Raw genomic sequence first — 17,226 nt, forward strand, 5'->3', positions numbered from 1 at the left:
CCCTGCCCGCCGCTCACGCCAGGTCGGCCAGGGCTTCGAAGCGTTCGAGGCGTTCGCGGTAGTAGTCCTGGTGCGCGGCCACCGGCTCCACATGCCGCAGCACGGGCGCCTCGGCCACGGCCTGCTCTGGAGCGGCCTGCTCGAGGGCCAGGACGGCGGCGCCGCGCATGGTGGAGCGGGAGATCGCCACGTGGTCGATCGGCGCGCCGAGGGCATCGGACAGCAGGTGCAGCCACGCCGGCACCACACCGGTCATGCCGCCGGAGAGCACGATCCGCTCCGGCTCACCACCGGCCTCGCGCATCTGGTCGGCAATGCGCAGGAAGCTCAGCGCCACGCCCTCCATCGCCCCGCGCAGCATGTCCTGCCAGGTAGTGGAGGCACTGATGTTCGCCATCACCGCCCGGGCGCCGCCCCGCCACTTCGTGCCCCGCTCCCCGGAGAGGAACGGCACCATGAGCGGTGTCCCGGCCGATGGGGGCGCTGCGAACAGCGTCTGCGTATCCAGGGTCTCGATCTCGTAGGGCATCCCCAGCTGCTGGCGGCACCAGTCCAGCACGCGCCCGCAGTCGCTCATGGCCGAGCCCACGAGCGTGCGCTGCTGATCCACCCGGTAGGCCCACAGCCCGGAGGGCAGGGTGGGGATCTCGGTGTTCAGCAGCTGCCGGATCGCCCCGGAGGTCGCGGTGGAGATGCCCCAGGTCCCCGGACCCAGCGCCCCGATGCCCAGGTTCGCAGCCAGGCCATCGCCCACCACCGGGACCCACACGGCCTGCTCCAGCTGCGGGAACCGCGCGGCGAGCTCCGTCCCGCTCACCGGCACAGCGTCCGACGGATCCATCGACCGCCCCATCATGTCCTCGCTGATGCCCACCGCATCCAACAGCTCGGGCACGTAGTCCCCGCTGCGGCGGTCGATCATGCCCGACCAGGCCGCGGAGGCGGTGCCGAGCGCCGGCGTGCCCAGCAGCTGCGCGGCGATGTACTCCCCGAGCGCCATGAACCGCGCGGTGCGCGCGAACACCTCGGGGTGCTCCTCGCGCAGCCACGCGATCCGCGGCGCGGTGTAGCTCGAGTGCAGACGTGCCCCGGTGCGCTCATGCAGCTGCTCCACATCCAGCTGCTCGGCGAGCGCGTCAACCTGGTGCTGGCAGCGGGTGTCCGCGTAGGTGATGCAGGGGGTGAGGGCGCGGCCTGCCGCATCCACCGCAATGAGGGAGGAGGCGAAGGTGTCCACGCCGATGGCGAGCACCTGCCCCGGCAGATCCGTGCCGTGGAGCACCGCCTCGAGAGCGGTGCGGACTTCGGCGACGACCTGATCGGCGTCGATCGTGGAGGTGCCGTCATCAGCGCTTGTGAAGGAGTGGGTCTCCTTGTGCTGAAGCTTGCCGACCTCGCGTCCGCTGACGTCGTACACGGCGGCGCGGGTGCCGCCCGAGCCGATGTCGATCCCGACGACCAGCGGTCCCTGGGCGTCTTCGGCGGGGATGTTGAAGCGGGGCATCGTCGTCTCCTGCTCGCGTTGCGGGTATGCGCCCAGCATAGAAACGCCCCGCGAGCCGCGTCAGGGGCAGGCCACCGGTTGCCACGCACCCGCCCGCCACCACTTACCCCGGGCTACCGCGGGTGTCAGTGCCGTATCAGGCTTGAGACCCGCACTACGCCGGGGTAGGTGGTGGCGATTGCTGGAGAGGGTGGGGCTGGGCCAGGCCTGGGAGCGGGCGGACGCGGGCAAAAAGCCAGCCTCACCCGAGCACGGACTGCCCCAGGTACTCGCCCTCGGCGCAGCCGGGCGGGATCGCGAAGACGGCCGAGCCCACAGGTGTGGTCCACTCGTTCAGCAGGTCCAGGTCCGCCAGGCGCTGCTGCATCGGCAGGTACTGCGCGGCCAGATCCGCCTGGTAGGAGGCGAACAGCAGCCCCGATTCCCCGCCGTCCTCATAGTTGTAGGGCCGGCGGTAGATCTCCTGGTGCACGCCGTCATCGACGCCGCGGGCCCGCCGCAGGTGCGCGAACTCCGCGATCTGCGGGAAGCCGTGCGGGCCGAGCGCCTCGAAGTCCGGCTGATCGCCCTCGGCCCCGCCGGTGAGCGGCGCCCCGGTGTCCAGCCGCGTGCCCACGGCATGCTCGCGGGCAGCGCGGTCGGCCAGATCCCAGCCGTCGAGGTCCATGCGGATGCGCCGCAGCACCATCGAGGTGCCGCCCGCGAAGGGCCCGTCGGGAATCCACACCACGGTCGCGAAGTGATTGGTGCCCAGCTGCGGGTTCGCCGACCCGTCGAGCTGCCCGAAGAGGTTGCGCATCGTCGTGCCGGGGCGCTGCACGCCGGGGGAGCGGCGGAAACCCCGCTGGATCCAGCGGGTGCGAGTGAACGTGCGGGCGTCCTTCAGCAGCATCCGCGTCGCGTGCGCCACGGTCAGCGGATCCTCCGCGGCGACCTGCAGCAGCAGCTCCCCGCCGGTCCACGGCTCTTCGAGCTCGTCGATCGCGTAATCCGGCAGCGGGGCGAGCCACTGCGGCGAGGTGCGGTCCGCGCGCTCCAGGAACCCGGGGCCGAAGCCGACGGTGATCGTGAGCGATGCGGGCTCGCTCGCCATCTCTGGTTCGGTGTCCGCGAGCGCGCCGCGCCCCTGGGTGAGGCGCTCGGCGTCATCGGTAAGGATCCGCAGCAGACGGATGATGCCCTCGCGGTCCACGCCGGGGGCGAGATCCAGGCCCAGGAAGGCCGCGCTCGCCGGGGCGGGGGTCTCCACCCCCGCCTGATGCTCCCCGTGGAAGGGCACCACGTGTGCGCCGTAGGGCGCGGGGTCGGGGGCCGGGGCGGTGGGCTCCTCGCGCAGCAGGCTGCGATCCAGGCCGACGGCCGCTGCGCCCACGCCGAGCGCGCCGGCGCTGGCGGCCCCGCCCAGCAGGACGCGGCGCCGGCCCGGCTGTGGCTGCGAAGTCATGAGTCGTCCCCGCCATCGGAGGCGCCATGCCCCTCGTGCTCGTCGTGCCCGTCGTGTCCGTCGTGCTCGTTGTGTCCGTCGGGCTCTTCGCCGGGGGCGTAGTTCTCCTGGGCGCCCGCGAAGTCCTTCACGTCGGCGGTGAAGGCCAGCTCGGTGCCGTCCTCGAACTCGAGGGTGATCTCGACGGCATCGCCCGGCTGCAGCGGCTCCGGGATTCCCATGAGCATGAGGTGGTGGCCGCCGGGCTCGAGCAGCAGTTCGCCGCCGGCGGGCAGGTCGAGACCGCCCTCGACCTCCTTCATGCTCATGCCGCCGGAGCCGTCCTCGGCGGTCTCATGCAGCTGCACTTCAGAGGCGGCATCGGTGCGGGCACCCACGAGGACCAGGTCCTGGTCGGTGCCGTTGGTGATGACGCCGAAGCCGGCGGTCATCCCCTCCTCGGCAGCCTTGATCCACATGTCCGTGGTGGTCAGCGCGCCGGCATCGGCGCCGCCATCGGAGGCGCCATCGTCCGTGGCGGGCGCGGGGTCGGAGCCGCCGCAGGCGGCCAGGGGCAGGGAGAGGGCGGTCAGCAGCGCCGCACGGCGGGTCAGGGAGATGCGCATATCAGGTCCTTCGCTCAGCATCGGGGAGGGCCGCCCGGGCAGGTCGCCGGGGCGGTGTGGGGATGTGAGGGGCCGACGCCGCCCAGGTGGGCTCAGGCGACGGCCGGGACCAGCGGGGGTCCGCGATGCGGCTGCGGGGTGAGCGCCGCACGGCGCAGGCGGGGCAGCGGGAAGGTGGGATCCAGGGGCCGACGGGGCACCGTCGGCACCAGCACCGGCAGCACGAGAGCCTCACCCGCGCGGCCGAGCGCCGTGAGGGCCGTCAGCAACGTCGCCAGCAGCGTCACCGAGCTGCGGGCCAGCATCTCGCCGCGGTGCAGCAGCAGCGCGGTCACGAGCGCCGCCACGAGGTGCCCGAGCAGCATCGCGGGGCCGTCATGACCTACAAGCCCGAGGTGGCCCGCATGCCCGAGGTGTCCTGCGTGCGCCGCATGCCCGCCGAGCTCCGTCGCGCCATGCAGTCCCGCATGTGCGACACCACCGTGCCCGCCGTGCCCGAGATGCGAGCCGGGCGGATCGCGCAGCACCGCCCCGCTGGCCTGCGGGGTGCCCAGCGTGAACAGGGCGTGGAACAGTGCCTGGCTGGCCAGCACGGCCACACTGGTGCGGGGGAGGGAGGGGCGGCGCCCGGCGAGGACGGTGCACACCGTGACCGACAGCCACCAGGGCACCAGGATTCCCACGGCCGATGGGCTCGCCGCCCCGGCCGCGAGGTGCCCGGCCAGCGCCACCGCCGTGGCGAGGCTCGCCGCGAGCACACCGCGCAGCAGACGTGGCGCAGCGGCAGGGGCGGGCGGGGCGGACATGATCCCATCATGCCCCGTCCCCGCCCGCCGTGTCCGCTGCAGAAGGGCCGCGGTGATGCGAGCCTCCTCAGCTGTGGTGCATCAGCGTGGGTGGCGGGGGTTCACCGCATTGCGCACCGGATCCAGATCCGGCACCACCAGCACCGGTCCTTCGGCGTGCATGAGCAGGGTGCGGGAGACCGAACCCAGCAGTGCGGAGGCCATACGGCCGTGGCCGCGGGTGCCCACCACGGTCAGCTGCGCGCGGCCGGAGCGGGCGATCAGCTCGCTGGCCGCATCGGAGACCAGCACCTCGCTGGTGACCGGCAGGCCGTCATGCTGGGCGGAGACCGCCGCGGCATCGGCCGCGACCTCCTTCTCCAGCTCCTTGCGCTCCTGCTCGATGACATCCGTGCCCGGCATGAGGGAGGCGTACCAGCCGCCCCAGTTCTCCGGCGGCGGCATCACCACCAGCATGTGCAGGGTGGTCTGGCGCGCCGCCGCGGCCAGCGCCGCGATCTGCAGAGCGATCTCGCTGCGCTCGGAACGGTCCACGCCCACCACAACGGGCGCCTCGGACTCGACAGGCGCGAAGCGGGCCTCGCCCTCGCCGATGTCGTAGTCGCGCGGCACCACCACGGTGGGGCAGTGTGCGTGGGCGGGCAGGGCCGAGGAGACGGAACCCAGCAGGCGCCCGACGAAACCGCCGCGCCCGCGGGCACCGACCACGGCCAGGCGGGCCTGCGAGGACAGGCGCACCATCGCCCCGGCGGCATCGCCCACCTCGAGGCGGGTGAGGACCTGCCCGTCAAAGTCCTCCAGGTGCCCGAGCGCCTCCTGCAGCAGCGCCTTCGCGATCGCTTCGCGCTGCTGGGTCTCCGAGGTCGCCGCCGCGAGCGAGCCGAGGTTCGGCTGCGCAGAGGCGGGCACGGTGAAGGCGGTGGCCACGGTCAGCGGGCAGTCAGCGCGGCGGGCGGCGCGGGCAGCATAGACCAGCGCCTTCATCGCTTGGTCGGACCCGTCGTAGCCCACCAGCACGCCGAGTGGGCGGCTGGCCAGATCAGGGGTGGGAGAAGTGTGCTCGACGTCGTGCATCACGACCTCCTGGGAGATATCGGGGCGCTGCGGCGGCGTCATCGCCCCGGGGTGGACCGGCTGGTTCGCCGCCCTGCCCTCACCGTATCGCGGTGTGGGCAGGGAGGATGCGGCGGAAGTCCCCGTGCCGCTCAGGAATCCTGCGCGCTGAAGCGCGGGGCCGGCAGCGGCGGGGCCACGGCCGCGGGATGCTCCTCGAGCAGGGCCAGCGCCTCGGTGACACCGCGCTCGAGTTGCGGATCGGCCCCCGCCCCCCAGGCATTGGGTGGGAAGGGCACCTCGATGTCCGGCTCGACGCCGTAGTTCTCGATCGCCCACTCCTCACCCTCGAACCAGGCGGCGTACTTCGGCTGGGTGACCCCGGTGCCGTCCACCAGGTCGTAGCGGCCGTCGATGCCGATCACACCGCCCCACGTGCGGGTGCCGATGATCGGGCCGATCTGCATCGCCCGGGAGACGGCGTTCACGATGTCACCATCGGACCCCGCCTCCTGGTTGGTGACCAGCACGACGGGTCCGCGCGGCGCATTGGCGGGGTAGGTGTCCGGCTGCTCGTGGCGGGCGTAGCCCCAGGACCGGACCCGACGGGCCAGCCGGTCGGTGACCAGCTGCGAGGTGTGGCCGCCGCCGTTGTAGCGCACGTCCACGACGATGCCCTCCTTCGTCGCGGCTTCGCGCAGGTCGCGGTGCATCTGCGCCCAGCCGGAGGAGACCATGTCCGGGATGTGCAGGTAGCCCAGACGCCCGCCGGAGAGCTCCGCGACGCGCTCGCGGCGCGAGGCCACCCAGGCCTGGTAGCGCAGCTGGGCGTCGCTCGCGAGCGGCACCACCGCCACGCGACGCTGCTCGCCGTCGCGTTCGAGCACCAGCTCGGTGGGCTTGTCGGCGGTGCCGATGAGCGCCGCGAAGGGCCCCTGCTGCCCGACCTCCCGGCCGTCCACGCGCACCAGCACATCACCTTCGCGGGCGCCCACACCGGGCGCGAGCAGCGGGGAGCGGGCCGCGGGATCGGAGGAGTCGCCAGGCAGCACCCGGGTGATCACCCAGCGGCCATCGACGAGCGCGAAATCCGCGCCCAGGTGCCCGGGGAGCATCGGCGGATCGGCCTCATACGCGGGGCCGCTGACGTAGGCGTGGGAGGTGCCCAGCTCGCCCTGGACCTCCCACATCAGGTCCTGGAAGTCATCGGCCGTGACCACGCGCTCGAGCACCGGGTCGTACTTCGCGGTCATGGCATGCCAGTCCTGCCCGTCCATATCGGCGCGCCAGAACTGCTGGGCCATGATGCGGTAGTTGTCCCACAGCATCCCGCGTCGCTCCGCGACCGGGTCCACGGTCAGGCGCAGCCGCGCGGTGTCGATCTCGATGCGGGCGGGGTCCTCGTCCTCGACCTTGCGGGCGGCTGGGATCTGGATCCGCTTCTCCCCCTGGGCGATGACGAGGGTCTGCCCATCCCCGGAGGCGGCGAGGTCGGTGACATTCTCGGCGAGGACCGTGAGCTTGCGATCCGCGAGCGACCAGTGCTCGAGCGTCGGCCCGGGCGCCTCGCCCTCCACCCCGGCGCGGGTGGTGCCTAGCACGGTGGAGGCCGGATGCCGCAGCCACACGAAACCGCCGCTCACCGCGGTGAGGTGCGAGTAGGAGCCGGAGACGACAGGGAAGGGCACCAGGCGCGACTCGATCTGTTCGAGGTCGATGACGGTGGCCGGCGGGGTCGCTGCGGCGTCGGCCCCGGTGACGGACTGCGCGGTGGCCGGCTGCTGGGAGGGGGCCGACGGGTCGGCGCCCTTCGTGCCGGCAGCGCCCTGCGCGGCGTCCTCGGCAGCCTTTTTCTCCTCCTGCGGGGTGTTTGCGGCGCTGCCGCCCCAGCCATCCGGATGCGGGCCGAAGGGATCGGGGGTGCTGGCCTCGAGCGGGATGAGGAAGGGGCGCTCGGCGTTGACGAAGCCGAGGTCGAACACCATGTCGTCGTACACGGTGTCGAAGGTGCGCAGGCTCAGCAGCGCCAGATGCTTCCCGTCGGCGCTGAACTCCGGGGCGGAGTCCTGGTACCGGCCGCTGGTCAGCGCGACCGCGGTGGGGTCCGCGGCGCGGGTGTCGCTGAGCATGAGGCGGGCCAGCGGGTAGGACGAGGGCTGGGAGAACACGAGGTAGCGGCTGTCCGGGGACCAGGCGAGGTGGCGGATCTCGCCGCCGTCAGAGCGCCCGATCTCCTTGACGTCCCGCAGGCGCGGGGTGGCGGGGCTCTCCTGCTCCGCGGCACTGCTCGTGCTCTCTGCGGCGCTGTTCGCGCTGTCCCCGCTGCCTGCCGGGTCGGTGAGTCCCTCGAGGGTCACCAGGAGCACCCGGTTGTCATGCGTCGAGAGCGCGACGCGCGAGCCGTCGGGAGCGGGGATCGCGTGCAGGATTCGGCCTACGTCCCCGAGCTCGAGGATGACGGGCTCGCCGCTGCCGTCCAGCCGCGCGAGCGCGAGGACGTCCGAGCCCACACCGCCGTCGGTGCGGTCGGTCTGGGCCTGCTCATCGGAGACATACAGCGCGAAGTCACTGCGCCCCATCGGCCGCACCTCCCGCATCCGCAGCCCGCTCTCCCCGGCGAGCAGCCGGGCGGGGCCGCCCCGATGAGTGAGCACGTGCGCGCTGCCGCGCCACTCCACGACGCTCGCCCGCGCATCATGCAGCGGCCGCATGGCCAGCAGGTTCTTGCTCGGCGAGACGGGGCGGGGGCGGCGCGCGGCTGCCACGCCGGCCAGGCGCAGCGGCACCTCCCGCGGCTCGGCATCCAGGGAGTCCATGGCGAACAGGCGCCCGCGGGAGGTGAACACGATGCTCGTGCCGTCGGTCGCGGGTTCGCGCAGATAGCCGTCCGCGATGTCGATCGCGGTGTGGCGGCGCAGGTCGCTGCCGTCCAGGGCGACGGACCACAGGTTCGCGCTCGCCCGGTCGGTGAGCGCAGCGTCGGGGCCTGGGGTGTCGGAGGCGAACAGCAGACGGTCCCCGTACCAGGCGATCCGCAGCTTCGAGGACAGCACCTCATCGAGGAGTTTCTCCCAGGGCCGCTCGGCGTGCTGCGCTGCGGGGGCATCCAGCGGCACATCCTGCCGACTGATCCACAGCTTCACGGCGGTGCCGCCGTGGTAGTGCTTCCAGGACGCCTGCTCGCGCCGCCACGGGGTGGCGACGACCGTGGTGCCTGAGGGGTGGATCGCGGCCTCGCACGAGCGGCCGAGCGGCAGCAGCTCCGCGGTGCCGTCCAGGCCAATCGCCCACAGCTGGGCGTCTCGGGCCAGCGGGGCGCCGTGGCTGGTGGAGACGAGGATGCGGCCATCGGGCAGCCAGCCGGCGACCTTCGTGTCATTGCGCCCCCACGTGGTCAGGCGGCGCGGGGCGCTCTCGCCCTCAACGTCGCTGACCCACACCTCGGGCCCGCCGGAGGTGCGGGAGGTGTAGGCGACGTGGGCGCCATCGGGGGAGAAGCGCGGGAACGCGACGGGGGCGCGCTCATCGGTGAGTCGCCACGCGCGGCCGCCCTCGAGCGGGGCGAGCCAGACATCATCGGCGGCGGTGAAGGTGATGAGGTCCCCGTGGACATCGGGGTGGCGCAGATACCCGGCGTGGGACGGCGCGGTGGTGCGGGCGGGAGAGCTCAGGGGTGGCGTCATCGACATGGGGGCGAGCCTATCGAGCACCGCCGACGGACGGCACGGGTTTTTGGCAGGCAGCCCGCAGCCGCTCAGCCGAGGGCCTGGGCGATGACCTGATCGCTCTGGTGCAGGGCGCTCGCGAGTTCGGCGCGAGTGATCGGCTCATCGGCGTCGGCGCTGCCGGATCCGCCGATCGGCCAGGCGCTGAGCATCCCGGCGGCCTGCAGCCAGGCGAGGTCGTCGGCGGCCTCCCAGGTGGCGCCCACGCCGCGCAGGGCCGGCCGCAGCAGAGCGGTGAGCATGCGGGTGGTCAGATCCCGCGTGGCGGGTTCGGTGGGGTGCACGCCCAGGCTCGCATCGCCCCACAGGGCACCCCGGCCGTGCAGCCACAGCGCCGCGGTCTGCAGCTCCGTGTCCTCGCCGAGGTCGGTCAGCGGCACCGCGGGCAGCGTTTCGGGGACGGCGGGGGCGCCGGCGAAGCGGTGCAGCGCCCGTGCGAGCTCTCCGCGCTGCACCACGTCATCGGGTGCGAAGGCGGTGTCGGAGGGTGCCGGTAGCACACCGGTCTCATGCGCCCAGCTGATCGCTGCGGCCTGGGGATGATCTGCCGGCACATCCGCGAAGGGGCCGCTGGGGGTAGGGGCCGCGTCGGCAGCATCAGAGACGGTAGGGGGCTCATGAGTGCGGCGAGGAAGTAGCACGGCACCGGCCGCGGGCAGGGCGAGGGCGGCAAGACCGGCCCCGGCGAGGACCGCGCGGCGCGGCGCCCGGGAACGGGCTGGTGCCGACGGGGTCGGTTCCGTGGGGATCGGGGCCGACGGGGTCGGTGCAACCGGTGTCGGGGCCGACGGGAGGGCAGTCGACCGAGTCGGACTCGACGAAGCGGGCGCAGCGGCAGACGCCGCAACGGCTGTCGGCTCCGTGGCGGCCGACGGCTCCGCAATGGGCCGCGCGCCGGGACGGCCGGTGCGCAGACGGGGCGGGACGGGGCGCTTCACAGCCATCGCAGCTCCCGCATTCGCTGCACGATCGCCCAGCTCACCGCGAGGTTCCCCCAGCCGTTGAGGTGGATGTCATCGGTGGCTCGCAGCCCCTGCGGAACCACGTTCTGGGCCAGATCGTCCTGGGTGCTGCCCTGCTCCAGCAGTGGCAGGTGTCGCAGCGGCGGGCAGGTGAGCCCGGCCTCGCTGGTCAGCAGCCCTGCGATGTCCACGAAATGCTCCCCGTAGCGCTCGGCCTGCTCCGCGTTGACCGCCTCGAGGGCCTCCGCCGTCTCGGAGCCGCGCGGGTCGAACGGGGTGGGCCACTGGCCCAGCACCAGCGTGTCCTGTGCCGGATCGGCGGTCGCATCCCACATGCGCTGGGTGTGCTCGAGCACCGCATCCACCTGCACGATGTTGTTCTTGCCCATCCACAGCACCTGCCGCGCCCCCTCGGCCGTCGCGGCCAGAGCGGAACGGAAGATGCCATCCGTGACCTGCTGGGCAGGGTCCTCGGGGATGAAGGACCAGGAGCCGGAGCTGCCATCGAGCACGCCGGACACCTCGCCCACCTGCCCGGGGATCCGCAGCAGACCGGCGGGGGCAAGGGCGGGGTCGAGCTGCACCTCGACCGCGCCGCTGCGCGCATCGGCGGTGCTGAGCACGTGGATCTGCGGCGTGGTGAGACCCCGCATGAGCAGGGTGTGCTCCGACCGGGTGGCGCTCACACCGAAGGCATGCACGGGCGCGGGCGCCGCCGCGAGGGCGAGGTGCTCATGGATGCGGATCGCGACGGGGGTGTCTTCGGCGCCGCCCTCGGAGCTCATGGAGCTCGAGCCCCACAGCACGAGCGGGCGCGCGGAGGGGGCAGGACCCAGCAGGGCGCGGGAAGCCTCGGTCCCGGGCCGATGGGGATCGTGCGGCGCAGCAGGCGCCAGCGGTGCGCTGGGCGTCAGCGGTGCCGTGGGGGCCTGCGGTGCCATGGGTGCCGCGGGCGCCCCGGCCGGGGCGGCGAACTGCGGCGATGGCATCGGAACCTCCCCTGTGGCGCGCATAGGCGCTCCCGCCGGCGCCCCGCCGTTCAGGATAGGGGAGGGGCCGACGGGGCGGCCAGGGCCGCGGTGATTCGGTGTCCGTGATCTGTGACGACCCCGGCGGGTCGGCAGTGCACAGGCTCGGCAGCTCGGCCCCGGCGGGTCGGCAGCGCGGTGGTCCGGCAGCGCTAGTGGCGGCTCAGGTGACGGGGTCGCCCTGGACGGGGCCTTCCCGGTTGGATTGCCAGCCCAAGGCGGGGGCGACGTGCTCGGCGAACGCCTCAAGGATGTGGAGGTTCAGCTCCACGCCGGCCTGCGAGGGGATGGTGAGCATGAGGGTGTCCGCGCTCATCACGGCGGCGTCGGCCTGTAGCTGGGTGATGAGCTTGTCGGGCTCTGCGGTGTAGGTGCGGCCAAAGGTCGAGCGGTGCCCGTCGATCACCCCGATCTGGTCCCGTTCCTCACCGGGGCGTAGGCCGAACAGATACCGATCCCGGTCGGTGACGATCGGGAAGACGCTGCGGGAGATGGAGACGCGCGGGGCATGGGTGTGCCCGGCCGCGCGGAACGCGGCGCGGTAGCGCTCGATCTGCTCGGCCTGCAGGTCCCCCAGGCTCGCGCCGGTCGCCTCGGTGAGCAGGGTCGAGCTCATGAGGTTCAGGCCCTGTCGGCCCGTCCACTCCGCGGTGTCGCGAGAGCCCGCACCCCACCAGATCCGATGGGCCAGGTCCTCGCTGTGCGGTTCGATGCGCAGGCCCTGCCCGGGGGTGACGGGTGCGCCGTAGGGCCGCTCGGCGGCGCGGGCCATGCCCGCGCCGCGGATGGCCTGGAGGAACACGTCGAACTTCTCGCGCGCGATGTCCGCGCCTCGAGGGTCGGTCGAGCCGGTGTAGCCGAAGGCCTCCCAGCCGCGGTCGGCCGGTTCAGGACTGCCCCGTGAGACGCCGAGGGCCACGCGGCCGTCCGCGATGAGGTCCAGCGCCGCGGCCTCTTCGGCTAGGTGAAGAGGGTTCTCGTAGCGCATGCCCGGGTTGTAGCACCCGTTGTCAGCGTCGGCGCGCTTTACAGCACAACGCTGACGGCAATCCTGGCTGGTTTTCGATGAAGGCGGCTCTTCCTGCGCTGAGCGTCGGTGCGATGATCGCGCAACCCGGCGGTGCTCCACCCTCATAGAGGCGCATCAAGTACTTCGCGCAGCTGATCGACGGTGGGCGAACCAGCCAGCCCGGCAGGAGTGCGGAACACTCGACAGGCGAGCCCCACCGGCGTGTGCTCGTCGGCGAAGGGGTCGGAACCGTCAATGAGGACGGTCGGGGACCCGTGGAACCCGAGGCGGGCGGCGTCCTCGGCAGTCTCGACTCGCTGATGCACGACGCGGACGTCCGATCGGCCGTCGAGGGCCTCGGTGAGCCGCCGGTCGAGCACCTCCCAGTTCGGGCACCCGTCGAAGTACTGCAACGTGATCTCCATGATCCACTCCTCTCAGGCTCTGTCCGCGCGGACCGCGGCCGGTGACGCCGTCTCAGGCGACGCGGCCGCCGCTTGGCTCTTGCGGGCACGCGCGGCGCGCAGCCCGTTGGCGATGACGACGACCTCGGCGACCTCGTGGACGAGCACGACTGCGGCCAGGCCGAGCACGCCGGTGATGGCCAGCGGCAGCAGCACGGTGATGATCGCCAGGGACAACACGATGTTCTGGTTCATGATCGCCCGGCCGCGGCGGGCGTGCCGCAGCGCCTGCGGGATCAGGCCGAGGTCGTGTCCGGTGAAGGCGACGTCGGCGGACTCTATCGCGGCGTCGGAGCCGGTCGCGCCCATCGCGATGCCCACGGTCGCACCGGCCAGGGCGGGGGCGTCGTTGATGCCGTCGCCGATCATCGCGGTGGGTGACTGCTCGGAGAGCTGGGCCACGATGCGGGCCTTGCCCTCCGGCCGCAGCTCGGCGTGCACGTCGCCGATCCCGGCGATCTGCGCCAGGGCGTGGGCGGTGCGGGCGTTGTCTCCGGTGAGCATGCTCACCTCGACGCCCTGGCTCTTCAGCGTGCGCACGACGTCGGGGACCTCGGGGCGCAGCTCGTCGCGGACCCCGATCGCCCCGGCCAGGCGGCCGTTGACGGTGACGAGCACGCAGGTCTGGCCCTCGGCCTCCAGGTCCTCGACCCGGGCCTTGAGCGGTCCGGCGTCGATCCAGCGGGGGCTGCCCACGCTCACCCGGAGGCCGTCGACGGTGCCGCCGATGCCGTGGCCGGCCTCCTCCGTCACCTCTTGCGCGGCGGGGGCTCCCTGGCCCGCGGTGGCGATGGCGGCGGCGAGAGGGTGCGTCGAGTGCTGCTCCACCGCCGCGGCCCAGGCGAGCACCTGCGCGTCGTCGAAGCAGTCGGCGGCGACGACGGCGGTTACCTCGGGCCGGTTGCGGGTCAGGGTGCCGGTCTTGTCCACGGCGAGGTGGCGGATGCCGCCGAGGCGCTCGAAGGCGGCACCGCTCTTGATGACGACGCCGAACTTCGTCGCAGCCCCGATCGCGGACACCACCGTGACGGGCACCGCGATCGCCAGCGCGCACGGGCTGGCCGCGACGAGCACGACCAGGGCGCGGGTGATCCAGGTCTCCGGGTCGCCGAGCAGCGAGCCGAGCACGCCGACCAGGACGGCGAGGACCATCACGCCGGGCACCAGCGGACGGGCGATCCGGTCGGCGATGCGGGCCCGGTCGCCCTTCTCGGTCTGGGCCTGCTCGACCAGCTCCACGATGGTGGTCAGCGAGTTGTCGGTGCCCGCCGCGGTCGCCTCGACCTCCAGGACCCCGGCGGTGTTGATCGCGCCCGCCGACACTGCATCATCGGGGGCGACCTCGACCGGGATCGACTCGCCGGTGATCGCCGAGGTGTCCAAGCTGGAGCGACCGGACCGGACAGTCCCGTCGGTCGCGACCCGCTCGCCGGGGCGGACCAGCAGCACGTCGCCGACGGCGATCTCCTTGGCCGGGACTTCGACCGAGGCATCGTCGCGCAGCACGGTCGCGGTCTCCGGCACAAGCTTCAGCAGCGCGCGCAGGCCCCCGCGGGCGCGGTCCATCGCCTTGTCCTCCAGGGCCTCGGCGATCGAGTAGAGGAACGCCAGTGCGGCGGCCTCTTCGACGTAGCCGAGGATGACCGCGCCGACGGCGCTGATCGTCATCAGCAGCGCGATCCCCAGCTTCCGCTTGACGAACAGGTTCCGCAGAGCGCCGGGCACGAACGTGTACGCGCCCAGCAGCAGGCCCGCCCAGAACGCGACCAGCGCCGCGACGTGCAGTTCCGACCACTCCAGCACCAGGCCGGTGCCGAACGCGACGCCGGAGAGGATCGGCACCACCAGACCCGGATCGCGCCACCACGGGCGCTCGGCCTCCTCGGCCTCTTCGGCGGCACTGGTGGTCGGCTCGTCGCAGCCGCAGGCGGCGCTCACGAGGCGTCCCCTGAACCGGTCGCGGCGCAGCAGCCGGGCACCGAACAGTGCGGGTCGATGCACGGCGCGCTCTCGTCCACCGCGAGCGTGACGTCCACCAGCGCCGTCAGCGCCCCGGCCAGGTGCGGGTCGGCGATCTCGTAGCGGGTCTGGCGGCCCTCGGGCTCGGCGACCACGATCCCGCAGTCGCGCAGGCACGTCAGGTGGTTGGACACGTTCGAGCGCGTCAGCCCCAACTCGCGCGACAGCACGGCAGGGTGGCTCGGGCCGTCGAGCAGGGACATCAGGATCTTGGAGCGCGTCGGGTCGGCCATGGCCCGGCCAAGCCGGTTCATGACGTCGAGGCGCGAAGCAATAGTCAGCATGCACTGAACTATACAGTGCACGCTGACCAATCGTCCAGATGCAGGGGCTGCCGCACGCGCTCCGCGCGCTTGCCCTCGGGAATCGCGGTCACCTCTTGCGCCAGCTCGGCCACGTCGGCATCCCGCGGCCCTTCCACGTCTCCACCAAGCCGGCGACCCAACGCACGGACGCGAAGAGGGCGTAACCGGCCCCGGCGAGGCCAGCGCCGACCGCGAGCCAGCGCCCGATCCCGAGCCACACGCTCCCGTCCACGTCCACCGCCCACTGAGCGCCCGTGATGAGCCCGGCGATGCCCATCCAGAGCCCGGCGACGACCACGACCACCGGCAGGAGGGCGAGGCGCATCGCTGCGGCGACCGACCAGAGCTGACGGGCCCCCAGCGTCGCCGTGGCGGCGATGATCCGCTCGGCGCGCTCGTTCGACGCGTCGATGTTCGCCGTCATCGTGGCCGAGGCCTCCCCGGCGACCTGCTCGACCGCCTTCTCGACCCGCTCCTCGGTGCGCTTCTCGATCCGCTGCACGGCACCGCCGACCTGGCTCACGAGCTTCTGGTTGTCCTCGGCCAGGGACTGGAGCTTCTCAGCCGCCGAGGCCGTAGCTGCTCGATTCATTTGCGCTTCGGCGATCAAGCTCTGCGAGGCGCTCTGCAGCTGCTTCCCGTCGAGACTCTGCGCGAACTCTCTGAGCGTGCTCTCGATCTCGCTCAGTCTGCTCTCGACGCTCTCGATCTGCGGCGACTTGTTGACGGACGGCTGCAAGGTCGACGGCAGGCCCTTCAGCTCCTCCTTGACGGTTTCCTCGATCGCGATCCGCAGATACGACTTCAGTCCGTTCACGGCCTTCGTCTGCCTGTTGACCGCTGCGATGACGTCGGCGTTCGTAGGCTCCGACAGATTCGACGCCGTCGAGCTCGGCTCGGTCTCCTGCTGCTCGTTATTTCGTCGAGAATGCTCATTGCTCTGCTCCTTCGGTCGGTTGTTCTCGTGGAACTCGAAGATTTGCTGTGCGCCCTCGGCGGTGAACTCGGGCGTCAGCCCGGATGCTTTCTTCCGGCCGAGCTTGCCGTTGTCGGCCCGGCGCATCTTGTACGTCCAGCCGTCACGCTGGGTCTCTGCGAGGGCGACGCCATGCTCGTCGAGTACCTCGGTGAATCCCGCCCTGTCCACTGACCGCTTGTCCCGCAGCGAGGCGGCGACCTTGTCCCCGAGGATGCGCTCGAATCCGACTGACGCGAAGTCCTCCTGGCGCTGCGACCAGTCCGGCTTTGCTTGCTCCGGCGACGGGAGGACCTGGCACCCCTCGTCTTGCATCAGTTCGTCGTTGGCCTGGCGCAGGCCGTTCTTCCACGACGTGTTCCGCTGCAGCGACTTCCCGGTGAGGTTGTCGTGGTTGATGACGTAGATGTGGTTGTGCAGGTGCCCGCCGGCCGAGTCGGCGCGGGTGACCACGAGGTGATCGGCCGAGTGCATCCGCTCCGCGAGCTTCACGCCCAGCTCATTGACCCGCTGCACGTGCCCCCGGTCGTTCTTGCCGAACTCGTCCGGCGAGAAATTCTGCGTGTACGAGTACAGCTCGTTCTTCCGCCCGTGGGCCCTCGCCAGAGCCTCTGCGCGGGCGACGAAGGCCCACGGCGACTCCACCGAGCACGACATCGCTGCGGCACGATCGGTGCCGGTCTGGACGTGCTCTGTGCGCTTGTCCTTGTCGTTGCCGTACAGCGCGTACCCGACCGAGTCGCTGGCGGACCGCGACGGCTTCACGTTGACCGTACTCATAGCGCCGTCCGATCCCCGAGCTGTGCCCGCACGGCATCCATCGATTCCATGACCTCGCGCAGCAGATCGTCGTCGAGGGCACCACCGCGACGCACCGCCTGGTTCAGGTTGATCCCGATTCGGCGCACCTGCTCGACCGCCTGACCCAGCTCCGGCGACGGCGTGGAGGCCGCCGCGACCTCTAGATGCCCGAGACCGTCCCGGCGGGAGTCCAGCGCGTCGAGAATGACCGTGCGTACCCATTTGCTCGGCTTCACACCGAGCCTGCGAGCACGTCGCCGAACCGCTTCGCGCTCCGCCTTCGTGAACCGCACGTCGATGCTCACGTCGCGATTCGCCTGGGGCTCATCGACTCCATGACCATCATTGGTGTTGGGAGCCGTACGGTCAGGGCCAGCAGGGTACTTGTAGCGCATGTCGATCACGCCCGTGCCCACTTCGATCCGCTCGGTGCGGGCGGCGATCGCGGAGAGCAGCGGCATGGGTGCGGCGGACTGCTGCGCGAAGTGGTGGACGCGGAAGTAGGCGCCGTTGACGCCCAGTTCC

General features: G+C 72.1%; 13 protein-coding genes and 2 pseudogenes. All 15 read right to left on the reverse strand.

Annotated elements, in window-relative coordinates:
- Positions 1 to 13: 13 nt before the first annotated feature.
- Complete coding sequence (locus MU407_RS09865) at positions 14 to 1,504, reverse strand: gluconokinase (RefSeq protein WP_246957036.1); 1,491 nt, start codon at positions 1,502 to 1,504, stop codon at positions 14 to 16.
- Positions 1,505 to 1,745: 241 nt separating this feature from the next.
- Positions 1,746 to 2,948 carry a Dyp-type peroxidase gene (locus MU407_RS09870; protein WP_246957039.1) on the reverse strand — a complete coding sequence of 401 codons (1,203 nt, stop codon included), beginning with the start codon at positions 2,946 to 2,948 and terminating at the stop codon, positions 1,746 to 1,748.
- Positions 2,945 to 3,553: a copper chaperone PCu(A)C gene (locus MU407_RS09875; RefSeq protein ID WP_233190648.1), complete on the reverse strand. Its 609-nt coding sequence runs from the start codon at positions 3,551 to 3,553 to the stop codon at positions 2,945 to 2,947. The genes MU407_RS09870 and MU407_RS09875 overlap by 4 nt, the downstream gene beginning before the upstream one ends.
- Before the next feature lie 92 nt (positions 3,554 to 3,645).
- Positions 3,646 to 4,359, reverse strand: a complete 714-nt coding sequence (locus MU407_RS09880; RefSeq protein WP_246957042.1) for a hypothetical protein — start codon at positions 4,357 to 4,359, stop codon at positions 3,646 to 3,648.
- A gap of 81 nt (positions 4,360 to 4,440) precedes the next feature.
- Positions 4,441 to 5,475 carry a universal stress protein gene (locus MU407_RS09885; RefSeq protein WP_246957044.1) on the reverse strand — a complete coding sequence of 345 codons (1,035 nt, stop codon included), beginning with the start codon at positions 5,473 to 5,475 and terminating at the stop codon, positions 4,441 to 4,443.
- Between the two features lie 89 nt (positions 5,476 to 5,564).
- A complete protein-coding gene (locus MU407_RS09890; protein WP_246957047.1) occupies positions 5,565 to 9,101 on the reverse strand; it encodes a S41 family peptidase in 3,537 nt (1,178 codons plus the stop codon).
- A gap of 65 nt (positions 9,102 to 9,166) precedes the next feature.
- The gene (locus MU407_RS09895; RefSeq protein ID WP_246957049.1) at positions 9,167 to 10,081 is read right to left on the reverse strand and encodes an S-layer homology domain-containing protein; all 915 of its coding nucleotides are present in this window, start codon (positions 10,079 to 10,081) and stop codon (positions 9,167 to 9,169) included.
- A complete protein-coding gene (locus MU407_RS09900) occupies positions 10,072 to 11,088 on the reverse strand; it encodes a hypothetical protein (RefSeq protein ID WP_246957051.1) in 1,017 nt (338 codons plus the stop codon). The genes MU407_RS09895 and MU407_RS09900 overlap by 10 nt, the downstream gene beginning before the upstream one ends.
- Before the next feature lie 202 nt (positions 11,089 to 11,290).
- The gene (locus MU407_RS09905) at positions 11,291 to 12,115 is read right to left on the reverse strand and encodes an LLM class flavin-dependent oxidoreductase (protein WP_246957054.1); all 825 of its coding nucleotides are present in this window, start codon (positions 12,113 to 12,115) and stop codon (positions 11,291 to 11,293) included.
- 143 nt (positions 12,116 to 12,258) lie between these two features.
- A complete protein-coding gene (locus tag MU407_RS09910; RefSeq protein WP_007321360.1) occupies positions 12,259 to 12,561 on the reverse strand; it encodes a hypothetical protein in 303 nt (100 codons plus the stop codon).
- A gap of 12 nt (positions 12,562 to 12,573) precedes the next feature.
- Positions 12,574 to 14,538: a cation-translocating P-type ATPase gene (locus tag MU407_RS09915; protein ID WP_102235657.1), complete on the reverse strand. Its 1,965-nt coding sequence runs from the start codon at positions 14,536 to 14,538 to the stop codon at positions 12,574 to 12,576.
- Complete coding sequence (locus tag MU407_RS09920; RefSeq protein WP_094454062.1) at positions 14,535 to 14,903, reverse strand: metalloregulator ArsR/SmtB family transcription factor; 369 nt, start codon at positions 14,901 to 14,903, stop codon at positions 14,535 to 14,537. Before MU407_RS09920 ends, MU407_RS09915 begins: the two co-directional genes overlap by 4 nt.
- An 88-nt stretch (positions 14,904 to 14,991) precedes the next feature.
- The gene (locus MU407_RS14490) at positions 14,992 to 15,534 is read right to left on the reverse strand and encodes a hypothetical protein (RefSeq protein WP_348648024.1); all 543 of its coding nucleotides are present in this window, start codon (positions 15,532 to 15,534) and stop codon (positions 14,992 to 14,994) included.
- Positions 15,535 to 15,984: 450 nt separating this feature from the next.
- Positions 15,985 to 16,923 (reverse strand): annotated as a pseudogene (locus MU407_RS14495) (relaxase/mobilization nuclease domain-containing protein); the annotation flags it as partial.
- A gap of 155 nt (positions 16,924 to 17,078) precedes the next feature.
- A pseudogene (locus MU407_RS09930) lies at positions 17,079 to 17,226 on the reverse strand (LLM class flavin-dependent oxidoreductase); the annotation flags it as partial.

It is taken from the genome of Brachybacterium sp. Marseille-Q7125, assembly GCF_023062615.1.
GTDB lineage: Bacteria > Actinomycetota > Actinomycetes > Actinomycetales > Dermabacteraceae > Brachybacterium.

What these genes read in the sequence shown, in the direction of transcription:
- MU407_RS09885 (WP_246957044.1), bottom strand. Translation starts at nt 5,475, where the DNA reads ATGACGCCGCCGCAGCGCCCCGATATCTCCCAGGAGGTCGTGATGCAC.
- MU407_RS09905 (WP_246957054.1), bottom strand. Translation starts at nt 12,115, where the DNA reads ATGCGCTACGAGAACCCTCTTCACCTAGCCGAAGAGGCCGCGGCGCTG.
- MU407_RS09870 (WP_246957039.1), bottom strand. Translation starts at nt 2,948, where the DNA reads ATGACTTCGCAGCCACAGCCGGGCCGGCGCCGCGTCCTGCTGGGCGGG.
- MU407_RS09910 (WP_007321360.1), bottom strand. Translation starts at nt 12,561, where the DNA reads ATGGAGATCACGTTGCAGTACTTCGACGGGTGCCCGAACTGGGAGGTG.
- MU407_RS09900 (WP_246957051.1), bottom strand. Translation starts at nt 11,088, where the DNA reads ATGCCATCGCCGCAGTTCGCCGCCCCGGCCGGGGCGCCCGCGGCACCC.
- MU407_RS09880 (WP_246957042.1), bottom strand. Translation starts at nt 4,359, where the DNA reads ATGTCCGCCCCGCCCGCCCCTGCCGCTGCGCCACGTCTGCTGCGCGGT.
- MU407_RS09875 (WP_233190648.1), bottom strand. Translation starts at nt 3,553, where the DNA reads ATGCGCATCTCCCTGACCCGCCGTGCGGCGCTGCTGACCGCCCTCTCC.
- MU407_RS09895 (WP_246957049.1), bottom strand. Translation starts at nt 10,081, where the DNA reads ATGGCTGTGAAGCGCCCCGTCCCGCCCCGTCTGCGCACCGGCCGTCCC.
- MU407_RS09920 (WP_094454062.1), bottom strand. Translation starts at nt 14,903, where the DNA reads ATGCTGACTATTGCTTCGCGCCTCGACGTCATGAACCGGCTTGGCCGG.
- MU407_RS09865 (WP_246957036.1), bottom strand. Translation starts at nt 1,504, where the DNA reads ATGCCCCGCTTCAACATCCCCGCCGAAGACGCCCAGGGACCGCTGGTC.
- MU407_RS09890 (WP_246957047.1), bottom strand. Translation starts at nt 9,101, where the DNA reads ATGTCGATGACGCCACCCCTGAGCTCTCCCGCCCGCACCACCGCGCCG.